This window comes from Streptomyces sp. NPDC001339, from assembly GCF_042895955.1.
Taxonomy (GTDB): domain Bacteria; phylum Actinomycetota; class Actinomycetes; order Streptomycetales; family Streptomycetaceae; genus Streptomyces.
In genome coordinates, this window is the sequence record NZ_JBIAWT010000005.1 from 572,521 (window position 1) to 587,400 (window position 14,880).

Genomic DNA, 14,880 nt, shown 5'->3' on the forward strand with positions numbered 1-14,880 from the left:
GGTGACAGGCGGGCGATCCGCGTCACCCGGTGACGGGCCGGCGATCCGCGTCATCCGGTGACGGGTGATCCGTCCGTCGGCTCCTCCGCGGGCAGCCGGCGCCGCCTGCGGTGCTTGAGCAGCGCCCAGGGTCCCCGTGAGGCGCTGGCGGCGACCTCCGTGCCGCCCTCGGCGGCTGCCTCGGCGGCCGCCTGCTCGACCGGCAGAATGCCCTCGCCGCGGGCCGGCTCCGGCCGTTCCTCCTCCGGCCACAGCCCCAGCGCGGCGCACACCGTCGGCAGGACGGCCATCGCGGCGGTGGCGTAGCCCTCGGCCGACGGGTGGTAGTTGTCCGGGCCGAACAGCTCCCGCGGCCGCGCCTCGAACTCGGGGCCCAGCAGATCGCCCAGCGAGACCGTACGGCCGCCGCTCTCGACCACGCCGATGGTCTGGGCGGCCGCGAGCTGCCGGGACAGCCGCCGGGCCACCCAGCGCAGCGGCTGGTAGACCGGCTCGATGGTGCCCAGGTCGGGGCAGGTGCCCACCACCACCGCACAGCCCGCCGCGCGCAGCCGCCGCACCGCGTCGGACAGGTGGCGTACGGACTGCGCCGGCGGCATCCGGTGGGTGACGTCATTGGCGCCGATCATGATCACGCAGATGTCCGGCGCCCAGGGGTTGCCCGCCAGCATCAGCTCGACCTGCCGAGCCAGGTCGTCCGACTGCGCGCCCGGCAGCGCCACATTGCGGAAGTCCACCGGCAGCTCGGAGACTGCCGCGAGGCCGGAGGCGAGTAGCGCGCCCGGGGTCTGGGAGGCGCGGTGCACGCCTTGGCCGGCGGCCGTGGAGTCGCCGAGGAAGCCCATGCGAAGCGGCGGGCGGTCGGTGCGGTGGCCGAAGGCGGCGCCGTAGCGGCCGTCCGCGCACGGCGGGATGTCGCTGGAGCCGCCGACAGTACGGCGGGCCAGCCGGACCTCGGTCAGCAGTACCCCGAGGGCGGCGGCGCCCAGCAGGCCGATCCCGCCCCCGCCGAACGCGGCGGCGGTCGCGATCCGCCGCGCAACTCTCGCCCTGGACATCGTCATCGGCATCGGCCGGGCACCTCCCGTGCGGTACGGGTGCGCCACGGCCACCGGCGGCCGTGGCGCGTACTTCCACCACGCTTCTTGAATCGGCAAGAACCCCTACAACAGGGTGTTGCCCGTTCCTGCACGGAACGCAACGCGTCGGACCACCGCTCCATCCGGGCAATAGGCTGGCAGTACGGGCGCAGGAGAGCGTGCCCCCGACCGCGGAGACCACCGTGCAGTTTTACGATTCGATGATTGAGCTCGTCGGCAATACCCCGCTCGTGCGGCTCAATAACGTGACCAAGGGCATTCAGGCCACCGTCCTGGCCAAGGTCGAGTACTTCAACCCGGGCGGGTCGGTCAAGGACCGGATCGCGCTGCGGATGATCGAGGCCGCCGAGCAGTCCGGCGAGCTTCAGCCGGGCGGCACGATCGTCGAGCCGACCTCCGGGAACACCGGTGTGGGCTTGGCGATCGTGGCTCAGCAAAAGGGCTACAAGTGCATTTTCGTGTGCCCGGACAAGGTGTCCACGGACAAGATCAACGTGCTGCGGGCGTACGGCGCCGAGGTCGTGGTCTGCCCGACGGCGGTGGACCCCGAGCACCCGGACTCGTACTACAACGTCTCCGACCGCCTGGTGCGCGAGACCCCCGGAGCCTGGAAGCCCGACCAGTACAGCAACCCCAACAACCCGCGCTCGCATTACGAGTCGACCGGCCCCGAGCTGTGGGAGCAGACCGAGGGGAAGATCACCCACTTCGTGGCGGGCGTCGGCACCGGCGGCACGATCAGCGGCACCGGCCGCTATCTGAAGGACGCCAGTGAGGGCCGGGTCAAGGTCATCGGCGCCGACCCGGAGGGCTCCGTCTACAGCGGCGGTTCCGGGCGTCCGTACCTGATCGAGGGCGTCGGCGAGGACTTCTGGCCGACCGCGTACGACCGTACGGTCGCCGACGAGATCGTGGCGGTCTCGGACAAGGACGCCTTCCAGATGACCCGGCGGCTGGCCAAGGAGGAGGGGCTGCTGGTCGGCGGCTCCTGCGGGATGGCCGTGGTGGCCGCGCTGGAGGTCGCCGCGAAGCTCGGCCCGGACGACGTGGTGGTCGTGCTGCTGCCGGACAGCGGCCGTGGCTACCTCTCCAAGATCTTCAACGACGAGTGGATGGCCGACTACGGCTTCCTGGAGGAGGGCGGCACCGCGGCCCGGGTCGGCGACGTCCTGGAGTACAAGGAGGGCGCGCTGCCCTCGCTGGTGCACATGCACCCCGAGGAGACCGTCGGCGAGGCGATCGAGGTCCTGCGCGAATACGGCGTCTCGCAGATGCCGATCGTGAAGCCGGGCGCCGGGCACCCGGACGTGATGGCCGCCGAGGTCGTCGGCTCCGTCGTCGAGCGGGAGCTGCTGGACGCCCTCTTCGCCCAGCGTGCGTCCCTCACCGACCCGCTGGAGAAGCACATGTGCCCGCCGCTGCCGCAGGTCGGCTCGGGCGAGTCGGTCTCCGACCTGATGGCGGTCCTGGAGGGCGCGGACGCGGCTGTCGTCCTGGTCGAGGGCAAGCCGAAGGGCGTGGTGAGCCGGCAGGACCTGCTGGCGTTCCTGGCCCGGGAGGCGGGCAAGTAACGCGCTGGTACGGAGCGCGCCGGCGCGTGGCGGCGTCGGCGCGCGGCGATGCCGACGCGTAGGGCCGATGCGTGGACTGACGCGTTGTGCCGACGCGTAGGGCTGGCGAGTAGTGATGCCGGAGCGGCGGCGGCTGTCCCCAGGGCGGCCGCCGTTTCCGCTGTGTTCTGTGGTGTTCTGCATCCTGTTGTGTTCTGCGCCCTGTTGTGTTCTGCACATTGCCATCAGGAAACGGCCCGTCAGCACCAGGTGTACGTATGCGTCATGTGCTCGCAGCACGGACTTAACACGCGTCAGGCACAGTCATGTGCACGGCGATACGGACCTCCGGAGCGGCTCCCGGACCTCCACGATCGCCACCCGGATGCGACGACCGGCCAGGGCCCGGATCGCGTCCCTTGCGGGGACCGCCGTCGTCCCGCCCCCGGCCCCGGCCGGGGTGCGGCGGTCCCCGCAACAACCGGCCCCAGACGCGGCGGCCGGCCGGTGGAGCGCTGTGCGTACCCCGGACCGGCCCGGACCGGCAGGTAGTCCGCACCGGCAGGCGTAGTCCGCACCGGCAGGTAGTCCGCCTCGGCAGGTAGTCCGCCTCGGCAGGTAGTCCGAATCGGCAGGTGTAGTCCGGGCCGGCGCGAGCCAGAAATTCCGTACAGTCGGTCGACACAGGACAAGGCCCCTACCGGGCCCCTACCGGCCGGGAGGAAGAGGCGATGAGCGGGGACGGGGAGCGCGGCGGCATCAGCGGTAGCGGCGGTGCCGGTGGTGTCAGCGGTGCCGGTGGTGTCGGCGGTACCGGCGGCGCGGACACCGGCGCCGCCGCCCGCCTCCAGAAGCTCTTCGAGGGCCACCGGCTGACCCCCACCCAGCGCCGGATCGCACACTGCATGGTGCGCCGGGCCGCCGACGCGCCTTTCCTGTCCAGTGTTGAACTGGCCGAGCTGGCCGGTGTCAGCCAGCCCTCCGTCACCCGCTTCGCGGTCGCGCTCGGCTTCGACGGCTATCCGGCGCTCCGCCGCCATCTGCGCGAGGTCGCCCCCGCCGGGAAGGTCGGCGACACCGGCTCGTACAACGAGTACCAGCAGGCCGTCCAGGTGGAGATCGACAATCTCCGTCACCTCGCCGCCGCGCTCGCCGACCCCGCGCCGGTGACCGAAGCCGGCCGCCTGCTCGCCGCCTCCCGCCCGCTGCCCGTCCTGGGCCTGCGCGCCGCCACCGCCCAGGCCGCCGGCTTCGCCTACTTCGCCCGTAAGGTCCACCCCGACGTCCGTCTCCTGGACGAGGGCGGCACCATGCTCAGCGACCGCATCGACGCCGCCGTACGCGCCGGGGCGAGCGCCCTGATCTGCTTCGCCCTGCCCCGTCACCCCCGCGAGGTCGTCGACGCCCTCGCCTACGCCCGGACCTCCGGCCTGACCGTGATCACCGTCGCCGACAGCGCCTTCGCCCCCGTTGCCCACCACACCGACCTCCTCCTCCCGGCCCCCGTCGGCACCGGCCTGGCCTTCGACACGGCCTGTGCCCCGATGCTCCTGGGCCGGGTCCTGTTGGAGGCGATGTGCGACGACCTGCCCGACGCCCAGGCCCGCCTGGAGGAGTTCGACACGAAGGCGGCGGCGCGGGGGCTGTTCGTTGAGTGACGGCAGCGGCGCGGGGCTGTTCGTGGAGTGATGGTGACGGCGGCGGCGCGGGGCTGTTCGTAGTGATGGTGATGGTGATGGCGATGGCGTTGGCGCGGGGCTGTTCGTGAGTGACGGCGCCTGCGCGCCTCCCGCGTCTACCGCTGCCCACCGAGGCCGAGGCTGCCCAGTTCCTCCCCCTCCTCCCCGTACGCGCCGCCGCTCTCCGCCACCAGCTCGTCCAGGGACTGCGGACTGCGGATCGTCGCGAAGCGAACGGTGCCGTCGGTGCCGTCGGTGGCGGCCGAAAAGCCGTAAATCCCGGGGCGGGGGAGGGAGTTGTAGGCGAAATGGGTGGAGAAATAGTACGCGCCGGTGTCCAGCAGGGCGATGTGGTCGCCGGACTCCAGGAGTGGGAGCGGGCGGTTCTCGGCGACCAGGTCGCCGGCGAAGCAGCACGGCCCCGCGACGTCCTGCGCGACCGGTTCACCCGTTTTGGGGCGGCCCTCGGCATCGTAGGCGACGACCCGGATCGGCCAGGACTCGGGTGCGAAGACCGTACGGGTCGCGACCTGCGCGCCGGCGTGGGTGACCGCGATGGCGCGGCCACCCGCCGTCTTCGCATACTCGACGCGGGCCAGGACCATGCCCTGCTTGGCCAGCAGCGAGCGGCCGAACTCGGTGACGAGCCCGTAGCGGCCGGAGAACAGCCCGGGGACGGTCGAGCGCAGGAGGGCGGCGTACTCGCGGTACGTCGGGGTGGTGGTGTCGGAGGAGAAGTTGACCGGCAGACCGCCGCCGATGTCGAGGGTGTCGATCCGGCGTCGGCCGGCCTTCGCGTTGATCTCCTCGGCGAGCTCGAAGAGCGTGCGTACGCCGGCGGCCATCAGCTCCAGCGGCATGCCCTGGGAGCCGACGTGGGCATGCAGCCGGGTGAGCCAGGGGCGGGCCAGGGCGGCACGGACGATCCACTCGCGGGCGCCCTCGTCACGTAGCGCCACCCCGAACTTGGAGGTGTCGGTGGCCGTGCTCATCGCCCCGATGCTGCCGCCGCCGATCTGTGGATTGACCCGCAGACCGATGGGTGGTGCGGTACTCGGCACGGCGGCCAGCAGCCCGTCGATACGGGCCAGTTCCTCGGGATTGTCGGCGTTGACGGCGATCCCCAGGGCCAGCGCCTCCCGCAGTTCGGCGAGGGTCTTGGCGGGTGAGTCCAGCACCGTGCGCGCCACCGGTACCCCGGCGGCCCGCGCCAGCGCCAGCTCCCCGGGGCTGGCCACCTCGCAGCCGAGCCCCTCCTGCGCGAGCAGCCGCAGTACGGGCACGAGCGAAGCGGCCTTGACCGCGAACGCGTGCAGCACCGGGGTGCCGGGCGCCACGAACTTCTCGAACGCGGCGCGCAGTTCGCCCGCTGCCCGACGGATCCCGTCCACATCCAGCAGCCCGGCGACCGGCTCTCCCGCCCCCACCAGCCCCTGCGCGACGGCCGCCTGTACGGCACGCTCCCGGTCCATCACCCTCATACCTCCACTCCACCACCGGGCAGGCCCCAGGCGCCATCGCAACCCGCCCCGCGCCTCTCCTCCCAGTGCTCCTCCCCGGTGTTCCCCCTGGTGCTCCCCCCGGTGCTCCTCTCCGCCGTGGCGGGGATCAGGCGGGCCCGGCGGCACCGGCCAGGGTGGCCTTGCGGTGGCGTTCGCTGAGGCGGGAGCCGGATTCGCGGCGGGCGGCGCGGCGGAGGAGGGGGATGGCGAGGAGGAAGCCGAGGACGGCCCAGGCGGTGAGGACGAGGGCGACCGTCGGCAGCTCCCAGGAGCCGGCCGGTTCCGCGGCGCGCGCGGCGTCCGGCAGCAGAGCCGAGCGCAGCCCCTGCGCCATCCACTTGAGCGGGAAGACGGACGCGATCTTCTGGATCACCACGGGCAGCGAGGTGAGCGGGAACATCGCTCCGGAGGTCACCAGCAGTCCCATCGCGGGCAGCATGATCAGTGCGAGCGCCTCGCGCGGGTTCGGCAGTACGGCACCTATCGCCGCGCCCAGCGGTACGACGGCGAGCAGGCCCAGCACACTCACCCAGAGCAGCGTCAGCCACCCGGCGGGACTGTGCGGCAGCGGACCGTCCACCAGCAGTGCGGCGGTGGCCAGCAGCAGCACCAGGGGGCCGAGTGCCATGACGACCACCAGCAGCGCCTTGGCGACCAGGTAGGCCGGTATACCGCCGGGGGTGGCGCGCAGCCGCAGCAGGGCGCCTTCCTCCCGTTCGGTCACCAGGATCTGCGGGAGGTTGAACAGCCCGACCTGGAACAGCAGATAGGCGGCGAAGCCGCAGAGCATCAGATGGGCCATCGGGACCTGGGTGCCGGGCACCTTGGAGCTGATGTAGCCGGCGAGCACCAGCGCCACCACGATGTTGGCGAAGTGGCCCGTCGTCTCCTTGGGGTTGCGGAGGAGGTGGCGCACCTCGATCCCGCCGCGATGGAATCCGGCACGCCAGTAGCGGCGGTGTACGGCCGGGCGGGACGTGGCGGGCCCGCCGTCCCGGTGCGGGCGCCGGCCCTGGTTCCCGTCCTGGTTCAGGTCCTGCACTTGTTCCTGCACCTGTTCCTGGGCCTGGTCCTGGTGATGAACGGTTGTGCCGTCCGGGCTGGTTGGGCCGGTGGTGTGGGTTGTGGCCGGTGCCGCTGTCATCGCTTTCCCCCTGTCATTGCTGTCCCCCTGTCGGTCTGTGAACGGGATGCCGATGCCTGTCATGCGCTGAGGCGCTCCCCGGCCGGCACCCCGGCACCGGCCGCATCGCCCTGGTGCACCATGTGCAGATACGTGTCCTCCAGCGTCGGGCGGCGGACCTCCAGGTCCGCGATCGGCCCGCCCGTGTCGCGGTGGAGCTCCCAGACCAGCTGGGACGGATCCGCGGTGCGTTCGCGGCGGGCCCGGCCGTCCGGGGCCGTCCAGCGGACCTCTGCCTCCGCGGCAGCCCGACGGGCCAGTTCCGACGGGGTGCCACAGGCCTGGATCCGGCCGTTGACCAGCATCGCTATGCGATCGGCCAGCCGCTCGGCCTCCGCCAGGTCGTGGGTGGTGAGCAGGACCGTGACGCCCTCGTCGCGCGCGAGCCGTTCGACCAGCTCGTGGAAGGCGCGGCGGGCTTCCGGGTCGAAGCCGGTGGTCGGCTCGTCCAGGAAGAGCAGCTCGGGGCGGCCGACGATGGCGAGCGCCACATCCAGCCGGCGGCGCTGGCCGCCGGACAGCCGGTCGACCTGCTGGCCGGCCTGCTCCGTGAGGCCCACCAGGGCCAGCACGTCGGCCGGGTCGCGCGGATCCGGGTAGTACGTGGCGAAGTGCGCCAGCAGCTCGGCCACCCGCCAGCGGCGGTGGTCGCGCCAGTGCTGCAGTACCAGGCCGATCCGGCCGCGCCAGGCGTCCCCGCCGCGTGCCGGGTCCGTCCCCAGGACGCGGACCGTACCGGCGGAACGCTGCCGGAAGCCCTCCAGGATCTCGACGGTGGTCGTCTTCCCGGCGCCGTTGGGCCCGAGCAGGGCGAAGATTTCGCCGCGGTGAATGTCGAGGTCGACGCCCTGCAAGACGTCCGTGCTGCCGTACGACATCCGCAATTCGCGTATATGGATGACTGGTTGGGCGGTGGACACGGTATCGACGGCAGGTGTGGAGGTCGTGGTCGGGCACTGTTCGGCTGTGGTCATCGGCCCGCCTCCGCGTGGTGTTGCTTTTGCTGGTGATGGTGTGGTGGTGCTGTGGTCTCTGCCGGCGCGGACTGCGCCGGAGTCGTGGGTGCGGCATTCGGGCCGGCGCCCTCGACGATCGCCCGGAGGGCGGCCACATGGCCCTCGAAGGCCGTGCGGCCGCGGCTCGTCAGCCGGACTTTGGTGCGGCGTTTGCGGCCGCCGCCCTCCTTGCGTATTTCCAGGTACTCGGCCTCTTCGAGAGTGTGGAGCTGCTTGGAGAGGGCCGAATCGCTGAGCGAGAGGCTGTCCCGGATGAAGGAGAAGTCGGCCCACTCCGTGGCGGCGAGCAGCGCCACGACCGACAGCCGGGTGGACGGGTGGATCAGTTCGTCGAAGCCGCTGGGTGTGCTCATCGGCAGGCCTCCGCCTGGACGGGTTTTGCGTCTCGGGTGCGCAGTGTGCTGATCGCCCAGCGGTTCGCCGGGCCGACGAAGAGCACGAAGAAGCCCACCGAGACGGTGGCCTGGATCAGGCTGCCGAACGGCAGCGCCAGCGACTCCACCAGATGGCCCGAGACCACGATGATCGTGCCCGTGATGACCGCGCTCCCGATGAGGGTGGCGACCTGACGCCAGCTGTGGCGGGAGCGGTGCAGTCGCATCCGTGACCGGCGGTTGCAGATCACGGCCAGGGCGCTGATCAGCGCGACATACGTGGTGAACACCAGCCAGAACGCCCAGGTGGGCAGGTCAAGGCCCGAAGTGGCCAGGAAGACCCACATGAGCGCGGCGCTCAGGTACGTCGTCTTGGCGTCGTCCTGCGCACATCTCTCGACCTCGTCGTACACCCGCTCCTGCGGTACGCGGATGCGCTGCAGTTCCTGCCAGGCCTGTTCGGCGTCCAGTTGTGTGGTGGTCATGGCCATCGCCTCCCCAAGGCGGTCCGGGGTGTGCCCGGACGGTTCCCCGTTTACTTGCCTGCCAGGAAAGTTACCGTGAGCTTTCCTGGCAGGCAAGTCGAATTTTCGGAAGTCGGGGGAGAGTGAGGGTTCACCCTTAGGGGGCGGTTGGCCGGTGAGCGCGGCGCGCGGCGGGCGGGTCGCCGCGCCCTGTTGACTGGCGATATTCAGCAGCCCCACTATGTGAATAGCTCGATCCATTCGACGTCAGGGAGGCACGGCCCATGTCGGGACCGCGACCCGTGCGGGCACCGCGCGGCACGCAGCTGAGTGCTCGGGGATGGCAGCAGGAAGCCGCGCTGCGCATGCTGCAGAACAACCTCGATCCGGAGGTGGCCGAACACCCGGACCGGCTCGTCGTCTACGGCGGCACGGGCAAGGCAGCCCGCGACTGGCGCTCCTTCGACGCGATGGTGCGCACGCTCACCACGCTCAAGCAGGACGAGACGATGCTCGTCCAGTCCGGCAAGCCGGTCGGCGTGATGCAGACGCACGAGTGGGCGCCACGGGTGCTCATCGCCAACTCCAACCTCGTCGGCGACTGGGCCAACTGGGAGGAGTTCCGCCGCCTGGAGGCCCTCGGCCTGACCATGTACGGCCAGATGACCGCCGGTTCGTGGATCTACATCGGCACCCAGGGCATCCTGCAGGGCACGTACGAGACGTTCGCGGCCGTCGCGGCGAAGAGGTTCCACGGCACACTCGCCGGGACGATCACGCTCACCGCCGGCCTCGGCGGTATGGGCGGCGCCCAGCCGCTCGCCGTCACGATGAACGACGGCGTCGCGATCTGCATCGACTGCGATCCGCGCGCCATCGAGCGCCGGATCGAGCACCGCTACCTGGACGTGCGGGCGGACAGCCTCCAGCATGCGCTGCAGCTCGCCGTGGAGGCCCGGGACCAGCGGAAACCGCTCTCCATCGGACTGCTGGGCAACGCCGCGGAGCTACTGCCGCGGATGCTCGCCGAGGGTGCGCCGATCGACATCGTCACCGATCAGACCAGCGCCCACGACCCGCTCTCGTACCTGCCCCTCGGCATGGACTTCGCCGACATGGCCGCGTACGCGGCGGAGAAGCCCGCCGACTTCACCCAGCGGGCGCGCGAGTCGATGGCCCGGCACGTAGAAGCCATGGTCGGCTTCCAGGACGCCGGAGCCGAGGTCTTCGACTACGGAAACTCGATCCGTGGCGAGGCCCAACTCGCCGGATACCGGCGGGCCTTCGACTTCCCGGGCTTCGTCCCGGCGTACATCCGGCCGCTGTTCGCCGAAGGGAAGGGGCCGTTCCGCTGGGCGGCGCTCTCCGGCGACGCCCAGGACATCGCCGCGACCGACAGAGCGATCCTCGACCTCTTCCCGGAGAACGAGTCGCTGGCCCGCTGGATCAAAATGGCCGGCGAGCGGGTCCACTTCCAGGGCCTGCCCGCGCGGATCTGCTGGCTCGGCTACGGCGAGCGGGACAAGGCCGGTGAACGGTTCAACGAGATGGTCGCCGACGGGACGCTGCGGGCGCCGCTGGCCATCGGCCGCGACCACCTCGACTGCGGCTCGGTCGCCTCGCCGTACCGCGAGACCGAGGCCATGAAGGACGGCTCGGACGCGATCGCCGACTGGCCGCTGCTCAACGCCATGGTCAACATCGCCTCCGGAGCCTCCTGGGTCTCGCTGCACCACGGCGGCGGCGTCGGCATGGGCCGCTCGATCCACGCCGGCCAGGTCACCGTCGCCGACGGCACCCCGCTGGCCGGGGAGAAGATCCGCCGGGTGCTGACCAACGACCCGGGTATGGGTGTCATCCGGCATGTCGACGCGGGCTATGAGCGCGCCGAGGAAGTGGCCGCCGAGCGCGGCGTCCGCATCCCGATGCGCGAGGGCGAAGGCGAGGGCGAGTGACCGCCTCGTTCCACGAGATGTGGCAGGAGCTGCGACCCCTCGGCCGCAGCTCCGCCACCGGGGGCTACCGCCGCTACGCCTGGACCGGTGCCGACGCCGACTGCCGCGCGTGGTTCACGGCACAGGCCGAGGCCCGCGGCCTCGCCTGCGAGACCGACCGCAACGGCAACCAGTGGGCCTGGCTCGGCGCCACCGGCTACCAGGACGTGGCCCCCGGGGAAGCCGTCGTCACCGGCTCCCACCTGGACTCCGTGCCGGACGGCGGCGCCTTCGACGGCCCGCTGGGCGTCGTCTCCGCCTTCGCCGCGCTGGACGAACTCCGCAGGAGGGGAGCGGAGCTCGGCAAGCCACTGGCGATCGTCAACTTCGGCGACGAGGAAGGCGCCCGCTTCGGCCTGGCCTGCGTCGGCTCCCGCCTCACGGCCGGCGCGCTGACCCCGCAGGACGCACACCAGCTGCGCGACGCCGACGGGATCACCCTCCCGCAGGCCATGGAGCGCGCCGGGTACGACCCCGAGACGATCGGCCCGGACCCCGAACGGCTCGCCAGGATCGGCGCGTTCGTCGAACTCCACGTCGAGCAGGGCCGCGCGCTGGCTCTGTACGACAGCGGCTCCGCCGCGGGCTCGGGCGCCCCGGTCGGCATCGCCTCCGCCATCTGGCCGCACGGCCGCTGGCGGTTCGACTTCCGCGGCGAGGCCAACCACGCCGGCACCACCCGCCTCGAGGACCGCCGCGACCCGATGCTCAGCTACGCCGCGACCGTGCTCGCCGCCCGCGAGCAGGCCCGGCTGGCCGGCGCCCTGGCCACCTTCGGGAAGATCAGCGTGGAGCCGAACGGCGTCAACGCCATCCCCTCGGTCGTCCGCGGCTGGCTGGACTCCCGCGCCCCCGACCAGGAGACCCTGGACACCGTGATCGACGCGATCGAGCGGGCCGCCGCCGAGCGCGCCGCACGCGACGGCGTCGACCTGGCCGTGGTCCGCGAATCCTTCACCCCCGTGGTGGAGTTCCAGCACGCCCTGCGGGACGAGCTGGGCGCGATCCTCGGTAAGACGCGGGAACGGCCGGTGCCCGTACTCGGCACCGGCGCCGGGCACGACGCCGGTATTTTGTCGGGAACCGTCCCCACGGCCATGCTGTTCGTCCGCAACCCCACCGGTGTCTCGCACTCACCCGCCGAAGCGGCGGCGGACGACGACTGCGTCGCCGGGGTCATCGCACTCGCCGACGTACTGGAGGGGCTCGCGTGCCACTGACGACGCAGGCAACACCGACGACACCGGCACCCATGACGTCGTACTGGCTCGAACATGCCTGGCTCGGCACCCACGTCGAGCCGGGCGTGACCGTGGACGTGGCGGACGGTCGGATCGCGGCCGTACGGAAGGAGACGCCCGTACCGCCGCCGGAGGCCGTGGTGTTGCGCGGCTTCACGATTCCCGGGCTCGCCAACGCGCACAGCCATGCCTTCCACCGAGCGCTGCGCGGCACCGTCCAGGTCGGCAGCGGGACTTTCTGGACCTGGCGCGAAGTGATGTACGGCGTCGCCGACCGACTCACCCCCGAGACCTATTACGCGCTCGCCCGAGCCGTCTACGCCGAAATGGCCCTGGCCGGCATCACCTGCGTCGGCGAGTTCCACTACCTCCACCACGCGCCCGGCGGCACCCGCTACAGCGACCCCAACGCGATGGGCGAGGCGCTGATCGCGGCCGCCGCCGACGCCGGTATCCGCATCACCCTGCTCGACACCGCCTACCTCTCGTCCGGCTTCGGTGCCCCGCCCAACCGGCACCAGCTGCGCTTCTCCGACGGCACCGCCGACCGCTGGGCCCAACGCGCCGACGCGCTCAAGGACGGCCGCGCACACGCCCGTATCGGCGCCGCCCTCCACTCTGTACGCGCCGTCCCCGCCGACCAGTTGGGCACCGTCGCGGACTGGGCCCGCGAGCGGCAGGCGCCGCTGCACGTCCACCTCTCCGAGCAGACCGCCGAGAACGACGCCTGCCACGAGGCCCACGGCCGCACGCCCACCCAGCTGCTGGCCGACCACGGCGTGCTGGGCCGCCGCACCACCGCCGTGCACGCCACCCACCTCACCAGCGGGGACATCGGGCTGCTCGGCGACTCCACGACCGGTGTGTGCATGTGTCCCACCACCGAACGCGACCTCGCCGACGGCATCGGCCCGGCCGCCCCACTCCAGGGCCGCGGCAGCCCGCTGTCGCTCGGCAGCGACAGCCACGCCGTCATCGACCTCCTCGAAGAGGCCCGCGCCATGGAGCTCGACGAGCGGCTGCGCACCCGCACCCGCGGGCACTGGACGGCCGCCGCCCTGCTGCGCGCCGCCACCGCCGACGGCCACGCCGCCCTGGGCTGGGACGACGCCGGCACCATCGAGGCCGGAGCGCTCGCCGACCTCACCACGATCGCGCTGGACTCCGTACGCACCGCCGGACCGCTGCCCCGGCTGGCCGCGGAGACGGCCGTATTCGCCGCCTCCGCGGCGGACGTCCGGCACACCATCGTGGGCGGTCGGCAGATCGTCCGGGACGGTGTGCACACTCTTCTCGCCGATGTACCCACCGCCCTCGCCGAGTCCATCGCCGCCGTACGCGGCTGAACCGCCCTACCCGGCTGAACCGCCCTACCCGGCTGAACCGCCCTACCCGGCTGAACCGCCCTACCCGGTTGGACCGCCCCACCCGGCTGAACCGCCGTACGCAGCTCACCCGCCGTACCCGGCTCAAGGAGAACACCCCCGCGATGACGACGACTTCCGCGCCGACCACCGCCATCACCCACATCTCCCAGCTCGTCACCAACGACCCCTCCCTCGGTGAAGGCCCCCTCGGTCTGATCCAGGACGCGGCGGTCGTCATCGACGGCGACCGCATCGCCTGGGTCGGTACGTCCAGCAAAGCACCCGCCACTGACAACGCCGTCGACGCCGGCGGCCGGGCCGCCCTCCCCGGCTTCGTCGACTCCCACTCCCACCTGGTCTTCGCCGGCGACCGCACCGCGGAGTTCAACGCCCGGATGTCCGGCCGCCCGTACTCCGCCGGCGGTATCCGCACCACCGTCGCCGCCACCCGCGCCGCCACCGACGACGCCCTGCGCGCCAACGTCGCCCGCTACCTCGCCGAGGGGCTCCGCCAGGGCACCACCACCCAGGAGACCAAGTCCGGCTACGGACTCACCGTCGAGGACGAGGCCCGCGCACTGCGCATCGCCGCCGAGCAGACCGACGAGGTCACCTTCCTCGGCGCGCACATCGTCCCGCCCGACTACGCCGACGACCCGGCCGGTTACGTCGGCCTCGTCACCGGCCCGATGCTGGACGCCTGCGCCCCGTACGCCCGCTGGATCGACGTCTTCTGCGAGAAGGGCGCCTTCGACGGCGACCAGGCCCGCGCCATCCTGACCGCGGGCAAGGCCAGGGGACTTGAGCCGCGGGTGCACGCCAACCAGCTCGGCCACGGCCCCGGCGTCCAGCTCGCGGTCGAGCTCGGCGCCGCCTCCGCCGACCACTGCACCCACCTCACCGATGCCGACATCGATGCCCTCGCGCAGTCCGACACCGTCGCCACGCTCCTCCCGGGCGCCGAGTTCTCCACCCGCGCCACCTGGCCCGACGCCCGTCGGCTGCTCGACGCCGGCGCCACCGTGGCACTGTCCACCGACTGCAACCCCGGCTCGTCCTTCACCAGTTCCATGCCGTTCTGCATCGCGCTGGCCGTCCGGGACATGGGGATGACACCCGACGAGGCCGTCTGGTCGGCCACCGCGGGCGGCGCCCGCGCGCTGCGCCGTACGGACGTCGGCCGGATCGCCCCCGGCGCCCGCGCCGACCTCGCCCTCCTGGATGCGCCCTCGCACGTCCACCTCGCCTACCGGCCGGGCGTGCCGCTCGTATCGGCCGTGTGGCACAAGGGAGTTCTGATCTGACGGTGACGCATCTGACGGTGACGCAGAGGAGGGCCTGCCCCCGGTGGTCCCGGGGCAGGCCCTCCTGTGCGCGGGCGGTGGCCGGCCGTGGTGCGGGTGGGCCGGC

The 14,880-nt window shown here is 72.2% G+C and carries 12 protein-coding genes; 6 read left to right on the forward strand and 6 right to left on the reverse strand.

What is annotated here, in order from left to right; all coding sequences use genetic code 11:
- Positions 1–50: 50 nt before the first annotated feature.
- Positions 51–1,070: an SGNH/GDSL hydrolase family protein gene (locus ACFY12_RS17950; RefSeq protein WP_390716728.1), complete on the reverse strand. Its 1,020-nt coding sequence runs from the start codon at positions 1,068–1,070 to the stop codon at positions 51–53.
- Between the two features lie 212 nt (positions 1,071–1,282).
- Here ACFY12_RS17950 and ACFY12_RS17955 point away from each other — a divergent pair, with 212 nt between their 5' ends.
- Both ACFY12_RS17955 and ACFY12_RS17960 read left to right on the forward strand, forming a co-directional pair.
- On the forward strand, positions 1,283–2,671 hold the full coding sequence (locus ACFY12_RS17955) for a cystathionine beta-synthase (protein WP_390716729.1): 1,389 nt from the start codon (positions 1,283–1,285) through the stop codon (positions 2,669–2,671).
- 710 nt (positions 2,672–3,381) lie between these two features.
- Positions 3,382–4,308, forward strand: coding sequence for a MurR/RpiR family transcriptional regulator (locus ACFY12_RS17960; protein ID WP_390716730.1), 927 nt, complete (start codon positions 3,382–3,384; stop codon positions 4,306–4,308).
- A 137-nt stretch (positions 4,309–4,445) separates the two neighbouring features.
- On the opposite strand, the gene ACFY12_RS17965 is transcribed toward ACFY12_RS17960, so the two are convergent.
- The 5 genes from ACFY12_RS17965 to ACFY12_RS17985 form a co-directional block, all read right to left on the reverse strand.
- Entirely contained in the window at positions 4,446–5,810 is a 1,365-nt protein-coding gene (locus ACFY12_RS17965) for a diaminopimelate decarboxylase (protein ID WP_390716731.1), read from the reverse strand.
- 127 nt (positions 5,811–5,937) lie between these two features.
- The gene (locus ACFY12_RS17970; protein ID WP_390716732.1) at positions 5,938–6,975 is read right to left on the reverse strand and encodes an ABC transporter permease; all 1,038 of its coding nucleotides are present in this window, start codon (positions 6,973–6,975) and stop codon (positions 5,938–5,940) included.
- A gap of 59 nt (positions 6,976–7,034) precedes the next feature.
- Positions 7,035–7,892 (reverse strand): ABC transporter ATP-binding protein, encoded by an 858-nt coding sequence (locus ACFY12_RS17975; RefSeq protein ID WP_390716827.1) that lies wholly within the window; start codon positions 7,890–7,892, stop codon positions 7,035–7,037.
- Positions 7,893–7,984: 92 nt separating this feature from the next.
- Entirely contained in the window at positions 7,985–8,383 is a 399-nt protein-coding gene (locus tag ACFY12_RS17980) for a transcriptional regulator (protein WP_390716733.1), read from the reverse strand.
- Complete coding sequence (locus tag ACFY12_RS17985; RefSeq protein ID WP_390716734.1) at positions 8,380–8,889, reverse strand: hypothetical protein; 510 nt, start codon at positions 8,887–8,889, stop codon at positions 8,380–8,382. The genes ACFY12_RS17980 and ACFY12_RS17985 overlap by 4 nt, the downstream gene beginning before the upstream one ends.
- A gap of 263 nt (positions 8,890–9,152) precedes the next feature.
- On the opposite strand from ACFY12_RS17985, the gene hutU reads away from it, so the two are divergent.
- From hutU to hutI, 4 genes are all read left to right on the forward strand, one after another.
- Complete coding sequence (gene hutU, locus ACFY12_RS17990) at positions 9,153–10,823, forward strand: urocanate hydratase (RefSeq protein ID WP_390716735.1); 1,671 nt, start codon at positions 9,153–9,155, stop codon at positions 10,821–10,823.
- 17 nt (positions 10,824–10,840) lie between these two features.
- Positions 10,841–12,082 carry an allantoate amidohydrolase gene (locus ACFY12_RS17995; protein ID WP_390716828.1) on the forward strand — a complete coding sequence of 414 codons (1,242 nt, stop codon included), beginning with the start codon at positions 10,841–10,843 and terminating at the stop codon, positions 12,080–12,082.
- A gap of 32 nt (positions 12,083–12,114) precedes the next feature.
- Positions 12,115–13,449, forward strand: a complete 1,335-nt coding sequence (locus ACFY12_RS18000; RefSeq protein ID WP_390716736.1) for a formimidoylglutamate deiminase — start codon at positions 12,115–12,117, stop codon at positions 13,447–13,449.
- Between the two features lie 143 nt (positions 13,450–13,592).
- A complete protein-coding gene (gene hutI / locus ACFY12_RS18005; RefSeq protein ID WP_390716829.1) occupies positions 13,593–14,774 on the forward strand; it encodes an imidazolonepropionase in 1,182 nt (393 codons plus the stop codon).
- Positions 14,775–14,880 lie beyond the last annotated feature (106 nt).